Genomic DNA, 15,072 nt, shown 5'->3' on the forward strand with positions numbered 1-15,072 from the left:
ACCAGAGTTACGGCGCGGACTTGATCCAGGCAGACCCGTTCCAGGTATACGTGCCTGCGCCCCCGCCCGCGGCTCGATACGCATTTCGGAATGCGTTGGTGCCATTGATAGCGCCGTCGGGTAGGGTCCGCAAACCACCGCCCACCGTAATCTCGGTGAGGTTACTGAAGGCGTTGTTCTCGATAGTTGTCACGCTGTCGGGAATGCGGACGCGGCTGATTGGATTTCCGTAGAAAGCCCGGGTATCGATCCGCGTGAGGGTGTCGGGCAGCACGAGTTCCGTCAGTTGATTGTTCTGGAATGCTCGAGCATGGATGTGTGCAATCTTGCCCTTGGGGTCGAACGACACTGAGGTCAGTCCTTTCCCCATGAAGACTTCCTGGTAGATCGCCGTCAGCGCGGTTCCGTCGAGAGAGGCGGGGATCAGGATGTTCGTTCCGGAGCCAGTGTAGGAACCGCGGAGCACCGATGCCCAGTAGTTAGAGCCGGTATATAGGCCTTCCGCCAAGCCGATCGTGGTGAATTTGTCGGTGAGGAGCAACTGCCATCGCTCGTCGCTCATGACCCAGGCAAACCGGGCATCCGGTGTGCGAGGGGTGACTGGAGCCTTGAGGTGGCCGGTATCTACGAGGTAGCTCATGAGGCTCGCGTCGGTACTTCCGGCAGTCGTGAAGGGGTCGTCCTGGGCATCAACCCGAGCGATCGCCGTCGAGCTGTTCAGGTTGTGCACAGCGGCCTGGTCGCTGGCCAGATCCGCTCGCTCATTCATCCCGGAAATCACTGGGATTGCGATCGCAGAAAGAATGCCGATGATGACGATGGCAATGACAAGCTCCACGAGCGAGAATCCATGCTCTTCCCGTGTTCGAGGTGCTTGCTCGCCTTGCATGCTGGCTCCTCAGTGGTGCGGCCCGTGACGCGTGAGTTGTACGAGTTCCAATTCTAGACGCGGTGGAACACCGCGAGTGACTCGAAGTGGTGCGTGTGCGGAAACAGATCGAACGCGCGCAGAGAGGCGAGTCGATACCCGAGCTCCCGCAGTGTCGCGGTGTCGCGGGCGAGTGCGACCGGGTCACACGCCACATAGACAATGTTTGCGGGGGCGAGCTCGCCCAGTTGCGCGACCACGCCGCCACCGGCTCCCGAACGCGGTGGATCAAGCACCACCGTCGCGCGGCGCAGCCGCTGGCGCACGGTAGGTGCGCCCTTCACGAGGTCGGCGAGGTGCCGATCCACGCGTGCAGTGACGGCGAGTCCGCCGACTAGCTCTTGTAAGTTCTCGGCGGCATCGTCCGTGGCGCCCGGGTCGGACTCGACCGTGGTGACCTTCAGCGTGGGTCCTGCGGCCTCAGCCATGGCTGCAGCGAGGAGGCCTGCGCCGCCATAGAGGTCGAGGTTCGCGGCAGAAGTGTCGAACCGGCCCTCATCGACCAGCTGGTGGATCGCGTCACGCACCGCAGTGAACAACGTCAGTGGCGCCTCCCGGTGTACCTGCCAAAATCCTCCGGCGCGCACGAGAAACTCGCGCCCGCCGACCGATTCGGCGACCCGATCGTTTTCACCCGCGCGCTTCTTCTCGCCGGGCAGCGTCACCAACATGCGGGAGTCGTCTGCGCTGGGGGCGATAAGATCCACCGTCACCACATCAGGCATCGCCTCACTCAGTGGCGCGGAAAGCTCGATGCTTTCGGCCGCGAGCGGCAGGCTCCTCACGCGGATCACCTGGCGGCTGCGGCTCGCGTACGGGCCCACGAGGCCGGTCTCCGGGTCAACGTGCAAGCGCACGCGGGTGCGGTAGCCCAGCCCGTTCGCTTCGTCGTCGCCGGGCACAGCCTCGACCTCAAGCGATCCGCCGGCCACTACCGCGATCTCGGCGTCTGTCAGACCGCCGAAGCGACGCAGCGCGTCGGCAAGCACCTCGGCCTTGAGCGCGCGCTGGCGGGTGAGCGCGATGTGCCCGAACTCGGCGCCGCCCACCCGGTGTTCGGGGTTGCGCGAGAGCGCGGCCTCGGCCCAGATATGCGGGCGCCGATCCGCTGATTCTTCGATTACTGACACTGTCGCGGCGCGAGCGAACGACTTCTTGCGTACCTCGGTGACCCGAGCGCGCACCCGTTCGCCTGGAATCGCGTCTGCTACGAACACCACACGCCCCTCGTGACGGGCGACGGTCACGCCGCCGTGGGCGATGCCAGTGATGTCGAGCTCGATCTCGTCGCCAACGGCGAGGGGTGTGGGTTCAGTCATGAGCCCCATTCTCCCACCCTGCGCCTGCCACGCAGTCCGGTAGCCCCCGAGGCCCGACTCCGCATCCCTTTCTGCACCCAGCCGCCGCTCGGAGACCTGCATAATCCCGGACTAAAAGTGCGGTTCGGGTCCGGGTTTCTGCAGAAGTCCTGGGATGTGGTGGGAGCCGGGGTTAGGGACCCCCGGGTCGGGCAACGGGTCAGGGAGTGGGGCTGATCCGCCCTAGAATTTCGAGTATGCGTCTGGTACTTGCCTCGACCTCGCCTGCCCGCCTGTCTGTGTTGCGTGGTGCGGGTATCGAACCGGTCTGTTTCGCCCCCGAGGTTGATGAGGAAGCCGAGGTGGAGGCGCGGGAGGCGCAGTTGGGGCGGACTCTCAGCGCACCCGAACTCGTCGAGTACCTCGGGAGGCTGAAAGCGGAAGATGTTGTGCGGCGGCACGGTCCCGCCGGCACCGGCGAGATCGACGGGCTCGTGCTCGGCGGCGACTCGGCGTTTCTGCTGAATGGCGAGATTCTGGGGAAACCGTATACCCCAGAGGTCGCCCTCGAGCGGTCGCGGCAGCATCGCGGGCAGACGGGTGTGCTGCACTCGGGGCACTGGTTAATTGACTGCCGGGGTGGCGAGGTGCGGGGCGCGCGGGGAGAGGTCGACACCGCCACGGTCACGCTGTCGGCAGATGTGAGTGATGCTGAGCTCAAGGCATACGTCGCGACTGGCGAGCCGCTGCTGCTGGCCGGGGGCTTCGCGATCGATGGGCTGGCCGGAGCCTTTATCGAGCGGATCGAGGGGGCACCGAGCTGCGTCATCGGGCTGTCCCTGCCCGCGCTGCGGCGCCTCGTCACGCGGCTGGGACACGCCTACCCCGAGCTGTGGAATAGCTGATCCGCTGGCCGCGCTGGTGGGTCTAGGTTGCTCCGCCCGCCCAGGCTGCGTCGCGGAGACCAATCTGTTCGGTCATGTCGGCGAGGAAGCGGATCACCACCTCGCGTTCCTGCGGGTTCAGGCGAGCGGCTGCGTGAAATCGTTTTGCCTGCTGTCGGCCCACGGTCTGCATGGCCGCCTCGTGGGTCTCGGGGGTAATTGAAATCGCGAGGGCACGACGGTCGGTCGGATGCGGAGCTCGGGTGATGTGCCCGGCCTTCTCGAGCCGATCGAGCAGCTTAGTTGTTGAGGCGCTGGAGATGCCCAAGTGGCTGGCGATGGCGCCGGGCGTAGCGATGTTGTCGGTGTTTCCCGCAACAATGAGGTAATGCAGGGCGCGCATGTCTGAGCGATTCAGCTTCATGTATTTCTGCGAAGCGTCCGACAGCTCTTGCTCGGCCTCCCGTAGCCTACCGAGGGCTGACATGAGCCTCCCGATCTGCTGCATTTCATCGGGCGAAAGGTTGGCGCGATTGATCAATCGGGAGTTGGGATCGCTAGATTCGACGTTGTAGAGGGTCGACGAAACAGCGTCCCCTCGATCGTCGAATTCAGGCATGTCGATATAGTAACCTGTTTCAGACTTCGTGCTAGGTTATTTGCTAGATCGGCTAATAATATTTTGTGAGGTCAGATACATGCTCGAAGGCACGGAGGTGGAATGCATGGAGATGGTAGTCCTCCTCAGTGATGAAGGTGAGGCCATCGGTACGGTACCCAAAGCAGAGGTACACACGACCGAGACCCCGCTGCATCTTGCCTTCTCCTGCTACGTCATGAACGAACATGGGCAGTTGCTTGTTACGCGGCGCGCGCTCGACAAGCGCACCTGGCCGGGTGTGTGGACCAACAGTTTCTGCGGTCATCCCGCCCCTGGCGAAGAGACGCAAGGGGCGATCGAGCGCCGAGCCGCAGACGAGCTCGGTGCGATTGTCGCTGATATTCAGGTCGCGCTTCCTGACTTTCGATACCGTGCGGTCGACGCGAGCGGGATTGTCGAGAACGAGGTATGCCCGGTGCACGTCGCGCGCTTGCAGAGTGAGCTCGTTCCTCGCCCTGACGAAGTGATCGAATGGGCGTGGGTCGATCCGGTGGGCCTGGCGGAAGCTGTTGAGCGTGCCCCCTTCGCGTTCAGCCCATGGCTTGCCATGCAACTGCCGCAACTGCTCGATTGGCTGAACGCCGGTGCATCCCTACCTCCGGAAGGAAATGAGCAATGACTGCCGTCATCGGGCACGATCGCACCCGGGCGCAGTTGCGCGCGGCGGTCGAACGCGAACTGAGCGAGATTTTCGCTGCTCAGACTGCAGCGGCTGAGGCCTACGGCAGCGAATTCACACACCTGTGGGGGCTAGCCGCAGAACACGTGCTCGGCGGGAAGCTCGTGCGGCCTGTGCTGATGGTGGAGATCTTTGACGCATTGGCGGCGGAAAGTGCTCCCGCCCGTCGGGTCGAGCGAGAGTCGATCATCCGACTCGCCGCAGCGATCGAGCTCCTGCACTATTCCTTCCTCCTGCACGACGATGTGATCGACGGCGACCTGGTGCGTCGTGGGCGACGCAACCTCATCGGCGCGCTGCTCGATGACGGCAGCGCGCGTGGCGAATGCGACCAGCGCGGTGCGCTGCACTGGGCCCGCACCGGCGGGATTCTGATGGGCGATCTGTTGCTCGCCACCACGCATCAGATCTTCGCCCGAGTGGAGTTGCCGCAGACCGTGCGGATCCAGATGCTCGATCTGCTTGAGCACACGATTACCGAGTCGATTGCCGGCGAACAGCTCGACGTGGGCCTGAGCGACGGACTGATCGCTCCCGACCTGAGCACCGTTCTCACCATGTCGGCGCACAAGACCGCAACCTATACCTTTGAACTCCCGATGCGCGCGGCGGCTATCCTCGCGCAGGCTCCGCAGCACCTTGAGCGGTCACTCACCGCGGCGGGATACCACCTTGGTCTCGCTTTTCAGCTGCAAGACGATCTGATCTCGACGTTCGGTGACCCCGAATTGCATGGCAAAGATCCGTTCTCTGACCTGCGCGAGGGCAAGCAGACTGCCATCATTTCCTACGCGAGGATGACGACTGCGTGGCCGACGATCGAGAGTGAGTTTGGCAATCCCGAGCTCACCGAGAAGATGGGGGCCCGCATGCGTGCACTCCTCACTGACTGCGGGGCAGAGAAATTCGTGCGTGGTCTCGTTGAAGAGCAGACGACCGCGCTCTACGAGGTGCTCGCGGGCGCGGGAAGCGCATACTCTATTGCCCCGGGCGCCAGGCGGGTGCTGCTTGCGCTCGCTGCGGAGCTCGAGGAGCGTCGATCGTGAGCGACGAGGAGTCCTCACTCGCGCGGTTCACCCGCACCGCCGAGGTCGCCGCGGGCGACGTGATCGGCACGTATTCCACCTCCTTCGGCCTCGCGACGAAGCTCCTGGGCCGCCGGCATCGACAGCACGTGCGCAACATCTACGCGCTGGTACGCGTCGCCGACGAGATCGTCGACGGGGTGGCTGCTGAGGCTGGGCTGACCGTGGCCGAGCAAGCAGAGACCCTCGAGCGGTACGTCGCCGACACGCACCGTGCCATGGTGATTGGGTATTCCAGCGACCTCGTGATCCACGCCTTTGCTCGTACCGCGCGCGCGGCGGGCATCGATGAGAGTCTGACGCAGCCGTTCTTCGATTCCATGCGCGCCGACCTGGGCGAGGGTGGCGGCGCAGCCGAAGTTCAGGCTGGTGGTGGTGCGTTCTCCGGACCCGAGCCCGCAACGAAACCCGATTCTCAACCCGCACCCGACGCCCAGCCGGGGGCGCAGCAGCGCCCAGCCCCGCTGGTGTATGACACGGAAGCACACGCGCGCTATGTGCATGGCTCCGCCGAGGTGGTGGGGCTCATGTGTCTGCGCGTTTTCCTGCGCGGGCGGAGCATCACCGCTGAAGAACGAGACCGGCTCGAATCTGGCGCTCGCCAGCTGGGCGCCGCCTTTCAAAACATCAACTTTCTGCGCGATCTAGCCGACGACACTGATCGTCTCGGTCGCAGCTATCTGAGCGTCGACGAGAGCCTGAGCGACGCGGATCGCGACGCGTGGGTGCGCACCGTGCGCGCGCAGCTCGACGATGCGCGCGCGGTGATCCCGTTGCTCCCGAAAGACGCGCGGGCCGCCGTGCGCAGCGCGCTCGCGCTGTTTGCAGCGTTGACCGACCGGGTGGAGCGCACCCCCGCCGCAAACCTGTACCGCACCCGCGTGCGTGTGCCCGACCCGGTGAAGGCCGGGCTTGCCGCGCGCGCACTCATATCAACCTGGATGGAGCGAGACACATGACCCGCACGATCGTCATCGGAGCCGGAGTGGCCGGCCTGGCTACCGCCGCGCTGCTCGCGCGCGAGGGCCACGACGTACACGTGCTCGAAAAGAACGAGCGGGTCGGGGGCCGGGCGGGCCTCATTGAGCGTGACGGATTTCGCTTTGATACGGGCCCGTCTTGGTACCTCATGCCGCGGGTCTTCGATCACTACTTCGAGATGCTGGGCACCACCACCGAGGAACAGCTTGATCTCACCTTTCTTCGCCCCGGCTACCGGGTCTTCTCAGAGCCGGGTGCGGGTGGAGAGCGACCGGAGCCGCTGACGATTCCCCTGGGCAAGCATCGCGTGCTCGATACCTTCGAACGCGTCGAACCGGGCAGCGCCGAGGCCCTGGCCAAGTACCTTGCTTCGGCCCGGAACACGACGGATATGGCCGAGAAGTACTTTCTCTACAATCCATTTACGAAGGTTGGATCGCTGACTCAGGCTGAGGTGTTGGCTTCGGTTCCCGAGCTCACTGGCTTGCTCGCAACCTCGCTTGAATCGTACGTGGCGAAGCGGTTCGAGCACCCCGTGCTGCGTCAAGTGCTCGGCTACCCGGCGGTGTTCCTCGGCACAAATCCGGCAGATGCGCCTGCGATGTACCATCTCATGAGCGCGCTCGATCTCGACGAGGGCGTGCAGTACCCTATGGGCGGTTTTTGGCAGATCTCCCAGCGTCTCGAGGCGCTCGCGATCGAGGCGGGCGTGCGGATCACGACCGGAGCCGAGGCGAAACGGATCCTCACCCGCAAGTCGCGAAAGGCCGGAAAGCTCAGCCGAAGGCAGCGCGAGGCTGCCGGGGTGATCTGGTTGGACGCCGACGGAGCCGAGCACAGCGAGCAGGCCGACATCGTGGTCTCAGGCGCCGATCTGCACCACACCGAGACCCGTCTGTTGCTCGAGTCCGATCGCAGCTATCCCGAGAAGTGGTGGGAGAAGCGCACGAGCGGGCCGGGCGCAGTATTGGTCATGCTCGGCGTGCAGGGCGAGCTGCCCGAATTGCCGCATCACTCGCTCTTTTTCGTCAATGATTGGCACGAAAACTTCGACGCGATCTTTGGCGCCGATACGCGCGTTCCCTCCCCGGCTTCGATCTACGTCTGCAAGCCCAGCGCGACCGATCCGAGTGTTGCACCGGAAGGGCACGAGAACCTCTTTATCTTGATCCCGGTTCCGGCAGACCCCAGCCTCGGCGGCGGAGGGTCGGACGGCGCGGGTGACGCAGCGATCGAGCGTGCAGCCGACGCAGCGATCGACCAGATCGCGGAGTGGTCGGGCATCGAGGGGCTCCGTGAGCGCATCGTCGTACGCGAGACCATCGGTCCCGCAGATTTCCAGAGCGACTATCACTCCTGGCAGGGAGGCATGCTGGGCCCGGCCCACATCCTCAGCCAGAGCGCCATGTTTCGCCCACAGAACGCCTCGAAGAAAGTCGAGGGGTTGTTTTACGCGGGAGCGACCACGGCTCCGGGGGTGGGGGTACCCATGTGCCTGATTAGTGCCGAACTGGTACTCAAGCGCATCCGCGGCGACCACAGCGCGGGTCCCCTCCCCGTTCCGGCCCGCAACGGGGGCCCGGCCTAATGGGAGCCCTCTACCTCGCGGCGCTCCTGGTAGGCATCGGCTGCATGCTGTTGCTTGACCACCGGTTTCGTCTGTTCTTCTGGCACGACGCGGCGATCGCGAGCCTGATCACTGTGCTGGGCACCGCACTGTTTCTCGTCTGGGATATCGCAGGCATCGCCCTCGGCATATTTTTGCGTGGCGACAGCCCCGTAGCGACCGGAATAGTGCTCGCGCCCGAGCTACCCCTCGAGGAGCCGGTCTTTCTCATCTTCCTGGTGCTGTGCACCATGATCATCTATACCGCCTCGGTGCGTTTCCTGTCGTCCCGCGCGTCCGCGCGACAGCTGGTGGATCAGCCATGACCTATCCCGCTCTCGCTCTTCTCGGGGCAGGCATCGCCCTCGTTGCCGGTCTCGTGGTGTGGGGCCTGGCCGCAGTGCGACGCACCCCGCCGCTCGCGAGCCTGGGAGCCTCACGTCGACACTGGGTTGCGGTCGGCATCACGGTGCTCGTCTTGTTTGTGCTGACGGCGATCTTCGACAATGTCATGATCGCACTCGAGCTCTTTCACTACGCGCCCGAACTTGTCAGTGGCGTGAGTATCGGGGTCGCGCCGCTCGAGGACTTCGCCTACCCCCTGGCCGCGGCGTTGCTGCTTCCCGCACTGTGGGCGCTCCTCGCGCGGGGCGGGGCCGAGCGGCAGCGTGCATTCTCGCAGCTCATTCTCTCCTCGCGTCCGGTGAGCTGGATCAACACGGCGTTCCCCTTCGGCGCGGCATACCTGCTCACCACCCGCGAGATCGACTGGGTGCTCGTGCTCGGTTTTCTCTACTTCCTCATTCCCTACAACCTCGCGATGTACGGCATCAACGACGTCTTTGACTACGACTCGGACCTTGCCAACCCCCGTAAGGGAGGCCTGGAAGGGGCGTTACTCGCCCCGCGCCTGCACCGGGTAACGCTCTGGACCGCAGCCCTCACGAACATCCCCTTCCTCGTGCTGCTTGCGCTTGCAGGCGGGCCCGCCTCCTGGCTGGCACTCGCGGTCAGCGTCTTCGCGGTCATCGCCTATTCAGCGAAGGGTCTGCGCTTCAAAGAGCGACCGTTTCTCGACTCGATCACATCCAGCACTCACTTCGTGAGTCCGGCGATCGTCGGGCTCACTCTCGCGGGCGCCGAGTTCACCCTGCCGCTCGTGCTGATCCTCGGTGCGTTCTTTGTGTGGGGAATGGCGGCACATGCATTCGGCGCTATTCAAGACATTGGGCCCGACCGTGAGGCCGGGATCCACTCGGTGGCAACCGTCATCGGGGCACGCGCCACCGCGAGACTCGCCCTGGTGCTGTGGCTGCTCGCGGGCGTGGCCATGCTCCTGACGCCCTGGCCCGGCCCCCTCGCCGCGATCATTGTGGTGCCCTACCTGCTCAACTGCGCGCCATGGTGGAACGTGACCGACGAAACGTCGGGCCGCACCAACGTCGCCTGGCGCCGCTTCATCTGGCTCAATTTCCTCTCAGGTGCCCTCGCAACCCTCATCCTCATTACCGAATGGACTCCGGCATGACTTCCCGTTCACGTATCGCGCAGCAAGCGAACGCGCCACACGATCCTCACCACGCACGAGGCACCCTCGACCCCGTGCGCTCGAGGGTGCCGAAGTGGCTGCGCATTTTCATTCCCGCGATACTCATCCTGATTTGGCTCACGGCGGCCGGTGTCGGCGGCCCGTACTTTGGCAAAGTCGAAGAGGTGTCGTCTAACGACCAGACCACGTTCCTGCCCGAGTCGGCGGATGCGACTCAGGTGCAGGTGCTCCTGAGTGAGTTCAGTGATTCCGATGCCATCCCCGCGATTGTCGTGATGGTGGGCGACGAGAAGCTCTCTGCGGATCAGGTTTCGGAAATCGCAGACGAGATCGCTGCCCTCACCGAGCTCGAAGGGGTGGGCGACGAAGTATCGCCCGCAATCCCGTCAGAGGACGGCTTGGCGGTCCAAGCCTTCGTGCCGATCTCCAGCGATGCTGAGATCTCTGAGGTTGTGACCGAGATTGGTGACGAGCTGCGCGCGAACGCACCCCCGGGGGTCGAGGTGTTTGTCACGGGGCCGGCCGGATTCACCTCCGATCTGACTGCCGCATTCTCAGGCATCGATGGGCTGCTCCTCGCAGTGGCGCTGCTTGCCGTGCTGGTCATCCTGGTGCTCGTGTATCGGTCGCTCCTGCTGCCCGTCGCGGTGCTGTCGACGAGCCTCTTCGCGCTGTGCGCCGCGCTGCTTCTGGTGTGGTGGCTCGCGAAGTGGGAGATTCTGCTCCTCAGCGGCCAAACCCAGGGCATCCTTTTCATCCTGGTGATCGGTGCCGCCACCGATTACTCGTTGCTGTTCGTCGCGCGCTTCCGTGAAGAACTGCGGGTGAACTCCGACAAATGGATCGCGACGATGCGCGCCATCAAGGGCTCGTTCGAGCCGATCCTCGCCTCAGGTGGTACGGTCATCGCGGGTCTCCTGACTCTGCTGCTGTCAGACCTCAAGTCGAACAGCACGCTCGGCCCGGTTGCCGCGATCGGCATCGTCTTTGCGATGCTCTCAGCCCTCACCCTGCTGCCCGCGCTGATGTTCGCCTTTGGTCGCGCGGCCTTCTGGCCACGAAGGCCCAAGTTCGAACCTGAGGTCGTCGCCGCGGAAAATGGCATGCCCACGAAGGGCTTCTGGGTCTCGGTTGCGCGCCTCGTGCAGCGCCGCCCACGCCTGATTTGGGTGCTGACCACCGTGGTGCTCTTGATCGGTGCCCTCGGCATCACGCAGCTGAAGGCCGACGGGGTGCCAGCCTCCGATCTGGTGCTGGGGGCCTCGGAGGCGCGCGACGGCCAGGTCGCGCTGGGCGAGCATTTCCCAGGTGGATCGGGCAGCCCCGTGCAGGTAGTCGTCGACGAGGCTGAGCTGCAAGACGCGGCGAACGTGCTGCTTGCAAACTCCGGCATCGACGGCGTCACGGTCACCGCTGCAGACTCACCGAGTGGATCCGCGCCGGTCACCGCAGATGGCATCACCGCGTTCGGCCCACCCGGCACCCCGGCACCGGAACCCACCGTGGTGGACGGCCAGGTACTCGTGCAGGGCACGCTCGTCAACGCTGCCGACTCCGCCGAGGCGAGCGACACGGTGCGCGAGCTCCGCGCCGAGTTCGCCGATGAGGCGCCGAGCGCCCTCGTGGGCGGTGTGACCGCCACCGCGCTCGACACGAACGACGCGTCGATCCACGATCGAAACCTCATCATTCCGATCATTCTGGTGGTCATCCTGCTGATCCTGATGCTGCTGCTGCGCTCAATCCTGGCGCCGGTGCTGCTCATCATCACCACCGTGATTTCATTCGGCACGGCACTAGGGGTCTCGGCGCTGGTCTTCAACGGCATCTTCCAGTTCCCGGGTGCTGACCCGGCGGTGCCGCTGTATGGCTTTGTGTTCCTTGTTGCCCTGGGCATCGATTACAACATCTTCCTGATGACCCGAGTGCGAGAAGAAACTATCAAGCACGGCACCCGTGAAGGGATTCTGCGCGGGCTCACCATCACGGGCGGTGTCATCACCTCCGCTGGCCTTGTGCTCGCGGCAACCTTCGCGGCGCTCGCGGTGATCCCGATTCTCTTCCTGCTGCAGCTCGCATTCATCGTGGCGTTCGGTGTATTGCTCGACACGTTTGTTGTGCGCACGCTGCTGGTTCCGGCGCTCGGCTACGACATTGGACGGAAGATCTGGTGGCCCTCGAAACTGGGGCGGGCCGAGCACGAGGAGAAGGTCGCGGCGACTCAGGCTGCTGCAGTCTCAGGCAGTGCCGCCCACCAGCCCGCGCATGCGGCAGTGTCGACCACGGCACCCGAGGGTGACATCGCAGGGGCGGATCGCGCATGACTCGCCAGGTGGTGATCTCGGGAGCATCGGGCCTTATCGGTACTGCCCTCGTGCGCGCGCTCCGCTCCGAGGGCGTCGAGGTCACCACCTTGGTGCGGCGCCCCGCGCGCGGGGCACACGAGATTTCGTGGGCCCCGGGGGAACGCCCGCTCGACCCCGGCCTCATTGATGGGGCTGACGCGGTGGTGGCGCTCGGCGGCGCAAGCGTCGGGCGCATGCCCTGGACATCAAATTACCGGGCGGAACTTACAGCCTCACGGCTGGGCCCCACGCTCGCGCTTGCCCACGCGATTCGCGAGCTCGGGGGAGGTGGGCCCGCCTTCCTCTCCGCCAGCGCGGTCGGATACTACGGGTCCGTGCCAGGAGCGACGCTCACGGAGAAGTCCCCGGCGGGAGACACGTTCCTTGCGCGACTCTGCGTGGAGTGGGAACGGGCGGCGCAGACCGCGGGCTCGCACAGCCGTGTCGTGCTGTTGCGCACGGCTCCGGTGATCCACCGTGACGGTGTGCTCAAGCCCATGATGCGACTCACCGGTCTCGGTCTCGGTGGGCCTCTGGGGCGCGGCACCCAGGTATGGCCGTGGATCTCGCTGGTCGACGAGGTGCGCGCGATTCAACACCTCATCGACAGCGAAATCGAGGGCCCGGTGAATCTCACCGGCCCGACCCCCGCCACAGCGAACGAGCAGGGGAGAGCGCTTGCGCGCGCGATGCGGCGGCCGTTCTGGCTTCCTGCGCCTGAGTGGGGGCTGCGGCTCGCGCTCGGCCGTGCCGCGACCGAGTCACTGCTCACCGCGGATGCCGACGTGCGACCCGCGGTGCTTGAGCAGACGGAGTTCGTATTTCATACTGAGACAGTCGAGGCTGCTGTGACTGCAGCCCTTGCGGAGGGTGACAGCCGGAACTAATCGTCGGGGGTGCCCCGTGGCGGCTTCCCGCTGTCATCGTCGAGTGAAGCTGTGTCTTCCGCTGAGATGTCGGTGCGCAGCTCGCCCGTAAAGGAATCCACCGCCGCGCCGACCGTCGGGGGGAACCGGTCTGGCGTGAACCTGCAACCCAGCCCGTGGCGATGGATCAGGTCTCGCACCGGACCTTTCAGTTCCGCGAGAAGCAGGGTGATCCCGCGGGTCTGCAAGTATTCATCGAGTCGCACGAGCTCGTCCATCGCCGTCGTATCGATGTCGGTGATGGGCTCGGCGGCGACCATGACGGTGTGGATCGCGGGAGCGCCGGGTGGTGCCTCGCGCTCGGCCCGTTTCAATACTCCGCGCACCCAGGAGGCGAAAATGTTGGCATTCGCGAAGAAGAGCGAGGCATCCCAGCGCACGATGACGATGCCCGGAATGCGTTCTGCTTCGGGGTTGCGTGACCGATCGTGGTAGCCGCGACGACCGGGTATCCGGCCCAGCTCGGCGCGGTAGGGCCGCCACGAGTGCCACACGAAGGCAACGAACGAGAGCCCGATCGCGATGAGGATGCCCTCGAGCACGCCGACGAGCAGCACCCCGAGGAACGCTGCGATCGCGAGGCCGCTGTCCCACCGATCGATCTTCCACATCCCGACACCGGTGGGCTGAAATACCGACGAGATCGCTACGATGACGACCGCGGCAAGCACCGATTCGGGTAGAAACTCGGTCACGCCCGGCAGAAACAGCATGAAGCCGAGCACCAGGAGCGCCCCGACCACTGCGGCGAGTTGTGATCGCGCGCCCGCCGCTTCGATCACGGGGGTGCGCGACATCGACCCTGCTATCGGGAAGCCGCCCATGACGCCGCCGGCGACATTCGCCATGCCGAGGCCCACCATCTCGCGGCTGCCGCTGACTGTTTCGCCGCGCCTTGAGGCGAGGGTGCGGGAGAGTACGCCGGTGTCGGCGAAGGCTATGAGGGCGATTGCGAGTGCTGGCGCGGCGAGTGCCAGCACATCAGACCACTCAATGCCGCCGAGGGCGGGTGCCGGAAACCCCTGTGGCATGTTGCCCACCACTGAAAGCTCCTCCGACAGGCCAAGGATCGCGGTGAGGAGAATCCCCGCGACCACCGCGACGAGCACTCCCGGGATCCGGTCTTTCAGGAGAAACTTGAACCCCCAGATCACCGCAAGTGCGCCGATGCCGAAGACCGCGGCGAGTGGTTCGATTCCGCCCCGAGCGATCGTGGCCCCGATCGTCCACAGATCGTCCAACGGCTGCGTCGACTCGATCGAAAAACCGAGCAACTTGGGCAGCTGCGAGATGATCACGATGAGGGCAATGCCGTTGAGATAACCGCGGCGGATCGGCTTCGACAGCAGGTCAGTGACGAAGCCGAGACGAAGGCCGCCCGCGGCGATCAGGATCACACCGACCATGATCGCGAGAAGCCCGGCGAGGGCGACCGCGCGGTCGTCGTTTCCGAGTGCGAGCGGCAGCACCGCAACCGCGATCAGGGGCGCGAGCCCGGAATCGGGCCCAATGACGAGGATGCGAGAGGGCCCGAAGATCGCGTACGCGAGCAGCGGGATGATGGTGGCGTAGAGGCCGGTGTACGCCGGGAGTCCCGCGGCCTGGGCGTACCCCATGCCGGCGGGCACGAGGAGGGCGCTGAGGATCAGCCCCGCGCGGATGTCGGGCCACAGCCAAGCTCGCTGGTACCCGAGGGCGGTGTCGAGCCCCGGAAGTAGGGTGCGGAGTGTGCGCAGAAAGCTTCCCGCTGCGCCCTGCGTCCGCCTTATCGGAGCCATGTCGTCAGGATAGCGTCGCGGGCACGGCGAGGGCGGAAAAGAGTTGATCCTGGTCGATTCGGTGGACCGAGTATAACGATCTGGTCACGCACAAAATCCCAGGTCAGGACCAAATCTGAACCACAGGATGACCCGGAAATCGCCCCTCGTGACTTTGCGCTTTGCACTGCGACCTTGTTACGGTCGAAGGAAGGAACTCACCGTTCTTTACCCGCCATGGGGTGCGCCGTCTGCTGTTCGAGAAGCGGGCGCGGTACCGGCAGGGTAGTGCGGTGAGAGCGGCATCGATAGCCGCCACACGGAGGTGTGACGTTCGATGAGTGGCCTAGCCCGCTCGCCCTCACCTCCGTTC

Annotated in this window: 13 protein-coding genes; 9 read left to right on the forward strand and 4 right to left on the reverse strand. The window is 65.0% G+C overall.

Features of this window, described 5'->3' with window-relative positions; all coding sequences use genetic code 11:
* Positions 1-7: 7 nt before the first annotated feature.
* Together ACTNFJ_RS01030 and ACTNFJ_RS01035 are read right to left on the reverse strand one after the other, a co-directional pair.
* Positions 8-889 carry a leucine-rich repeat protein gene (locus tag ACTNFJ_RS01030; RefSeq protein ID WP_435907548.1) on the reverse strand — a complete coding sequence of 294 codons (882 nt, stop codon included), beginning with the start codon at positions 887-889 and terminating at the stop codon, positions 8-10.
* Positions 890-942: 53 nt separating this feature from the next.
* Positions 943-2,247, reverse strand: a complete 1,305-nt coding sequence (locus ACTNFJ_RS01035; RefSeq protein WP_435907549.1) for a class I SAM-dependent RNA methyltransferase — start codon at positions 2,245-2,247, stop codon at positions 943-945.
* Between the two features lie 236 nt (positions 2,248-2,483).
* Between ACTNFJ_RS01035 and ACTNFJ_RS01040 the strand changes: the two genes are divergently transcribed.
* Complete coding sequence (locus ACTNFJ_RS01040; RefSeq protein ID WP_435907550.1) at positions 2,484-3,131, forward strand: Maf family protein; 648 nt, start codon at positions 2,484-2,486, stop codon at positions 3,129-3,131.
* Between the two features lie 22 nt (positions 3,132-3,153).
* On the opposite strand, the gene ACTNFJ_RS01045 is transcribed toward ACTNFJ_RS01040, so the two are convergent.
* The gene (locus tag ACTNFJ_RS01045; protein ID WP_435907551.1) at positions 3,154-3,729 is read right to left on the reverse strand and encodes a MarR family winged helix-turn-helix transcriptional regulator; all 576 of its coding nucleotides are present in this window, start codon (positions 3,727-3,729) and stop codon (positions 3,154-3,156) included.
* A gap of 106 nt (positions 3,730-3,835) precedes the next feature.
* Here ACTNFJ_RS01045 and idi point away from each other — a divergent pair, with 106 nt between their 5' ends.
* Genes idi through ACTNFJ_RS01085 form a run of 8 tightly spaced genes read left to right on the forward strand, consistent with a single transcriptional unit; the run spans position 3,836 to position 12,903 of the window.
* Complete coding sequence (gene idi, locus ACTNFJ_RS01050) at positions 3,836-4,390, forward strand: isopentenyl-diphosphate Delta-isomerase (protein WP_435907552.1); 555 nt, start codon at positions 3,836-3,838, stop codon at positions 4,388-4,390.
* Entirely contained in the window at positions 4,387-5,496 is a 1,110-nt protein-coding gene (locus tag ACTNFJ_RS01055; RefSeq protein ID WP_435907553.1) for a polyprenyl synthetase family protein, read from the forward strand. The genes idi and ACTNFJ_RS01055 overlap by 4 nt, the downstream gene beginning before the upstream one ends.
* Positions 5,493-6,494, forward strand: coding sequence for a phytoene/squalene synthase family protein (locus ACTNFJ_RS01060; RefSeq protein WP_435907554.1), 1,002 nt, complete (start codon positions 5,493-5,495; stop codon positions 6,492-6,494). Before ACTNFJ_RS01055 ends, ACTNFJ_RS01060 begins: the two co-directional genes overlap by 4 nt.
* Positions 6,491-8,104, forward strand: coding sequence for a phytoene desaturase family protein (gene crtI, locus ACTNFJ_RS01065; protein ID WP_435907555.1), 1,614 nt, complete (start codon positions 6,491-6,493; stop codon positions 8,102-8,104). Before ACTNFJ_RS01060 ends, crtI begins: the two co-directional genes overlap by 4 nt.
* Entirely contained in the window at positions 8,104-8,448 is a 345-nt protein-coding gene (locus ACTNFJ_RS01070; protein WP_435907556.1) for a lycopene cyclase domain-containing protein, read from the forward strand. The genes crtI and ACTNFJ_RS01070 overlap by 1 nt, the downstream gene beginning before the upstream one ends.
* On the forward strand, positions 8,445-9,650 hold the full coding sequence (locus ACTNFJ_RS01075; protein ID WP_435907557.1) for a prenyltransferase: 1,206 nt from the start codon (positions 8,445-8,447) through the stop codon (positions 9,648-9,650). The genes ACTNFJ_RS01070 and ACTNFJ_RS01075 overlap by 4 nt, the downstream gene beginning before the upstream one ends.
* A complete protein-coding gene (locus ACTNFJ_RS01080; protein ID WP_435907558.1) occupies positions 9,647-11,995 on the forward strand; it encodes an MMPL family transporter in 2,349 nt (782 codons plus the stop codon). Before ACTNFJ_RS01075 ends, ACTNFJ_RS01080 begins: the two co-directional genes overlap by 4 nt.
* Positions 11,992-12,903 (forward strand): TIGR01777 family oxidoreductase, encoded by a 912-nt coding sequence (locus ACTNFJ_RS01085; RefSeq protein ID WP_435907559.1) that lies wholly within the window; start codon positions 11,992-11,994, stop codon positions 12,901-12,903. Before ACTNFJ_RS01080 ends, ACTNFJ_RS01085 begins: the two co-directional genes overlap by 4 nt.
* Here ACTNFJ_RS01085 and ACTNFJ_RS01090 read toward each other — a convergent pair.
* Entirely contained in the window at positions 12,900-14,720 is a 1,821-nt protein-coding gene (locus ACTNFJ_RS01090; protein ID WP_435907560.1) for a SulP family inorganic anion transporter, read from the reverse strand. The two genes, ACTNFJ_RS01085 and ACTNFJ_RS01090, sit on opposite strands and share 4 nt — an antisense overlap.
* Positions 14,721-15,072: the final 352 nt, after the last annotated feature.

It is taken from the genome of Leucobacter shiyiweii (assembly GCF_052446065.1).
Taxonomy (GTDB): domain Bacteria; phylum Actinomycetota; class Actinomycetes; order Actinomycetales; family Microbacteriaceae; genus Leucobacter.

What these genes read in the sequence shown, in the direction of transcription:
- ACTNFJ_RS01030 (WP_435907548.1), bottom strand. Translation starts at nt 889, where the DNA reads ATGCAAGGCGAGCAAGCACCTCGAACACGGGAAGAGCATGGATTCTCG.
- ACTNFJ_RS01035 (WP_435907549.1), bottom strand. Translation starts at nt 2,247, where the DNA reads ATGACTGAACCCACACCCCTCGCCGTTGGCGACGAGATCGAGCTCGAC.
- ACTNFJ_RS01040 (WP_435907550.1), top strand. Translation starts at nt 2,484, where the DNA reads ATGCGTCTGGTACTTGCCTCGACCTCGCCTGCCCGCCTGTCTGTGTTG.
- ACTNFJ_RS01045 (WP_435907551.1), bottom strand. Translation starts at nt 3,729, where the DNA reads ATGCCTGAATTCGACGATCGAGGGGACGCTGTTTCGTCGACCCTCTAC.
- idi (WP_435907552.1), top strand. Translation starts at nt 3,836, where the DNA reads ATGGAGATGGTAGTCCTCCTCAGTGATGAAGGTGAGGCCATCGGTACG.
- ACTNFJ_RS01055 (WP_435907553.1), top strand. Translation starts at nt 4,387, where the DNA reads ATGACTGCCGTCATCGGGCACGATCGCACCCGGGCGCAGTTGCGCGCG.
- crtI (WP_435907555.1), top strand. Translation starts at nt 6,491, where the DNA reads ATGACCCGCACGATCGTCATCGGAGCCGGAGTGGCCGGCCTGGCTACC.
- ACTNFJ_RS01070 (WP_435907556.1), top strand. Translation starts at nt 8,104, where the DNA reads ATGGGAGCCCTCTACCTCGCGGCGCTCCTGGTAGGCATCGGCTGCATG.
- ACTNFJ_RS01075 (WP_435907557.1), top strand. Translation starts at nt 8,445, where the DNA reads ATGACCTATCCCGCTCTCGCTCTTCTCGGGGCAGGCATCGCCCTCGTT.
- ACTNFJ_RS01080 (WP_435907558.1), top strand. Translation starts at nt 9,647, where the DNA reads ATGACTTCCCGTTCACGTATCGCGCAGCAAGCGAACGCGCCACACGAT.
- ACTNFJ_RS01085 (WP_435907559.1), top strand. Translation starts at nt 11,992, where the DNA reads ATGACTCGCCAGGTGGTGATCTCGGGAGCATCGGGCCTTATCGGTACT.
- ACTNFJ_RS01090 (WP_435907560.1), bottom strand. Translation starts at nt 14,720, where the DNA reads ATGGCTCCGATAAGGCGGACGCAGGGCGCAGCGGGAAGCTTTCTGCGC.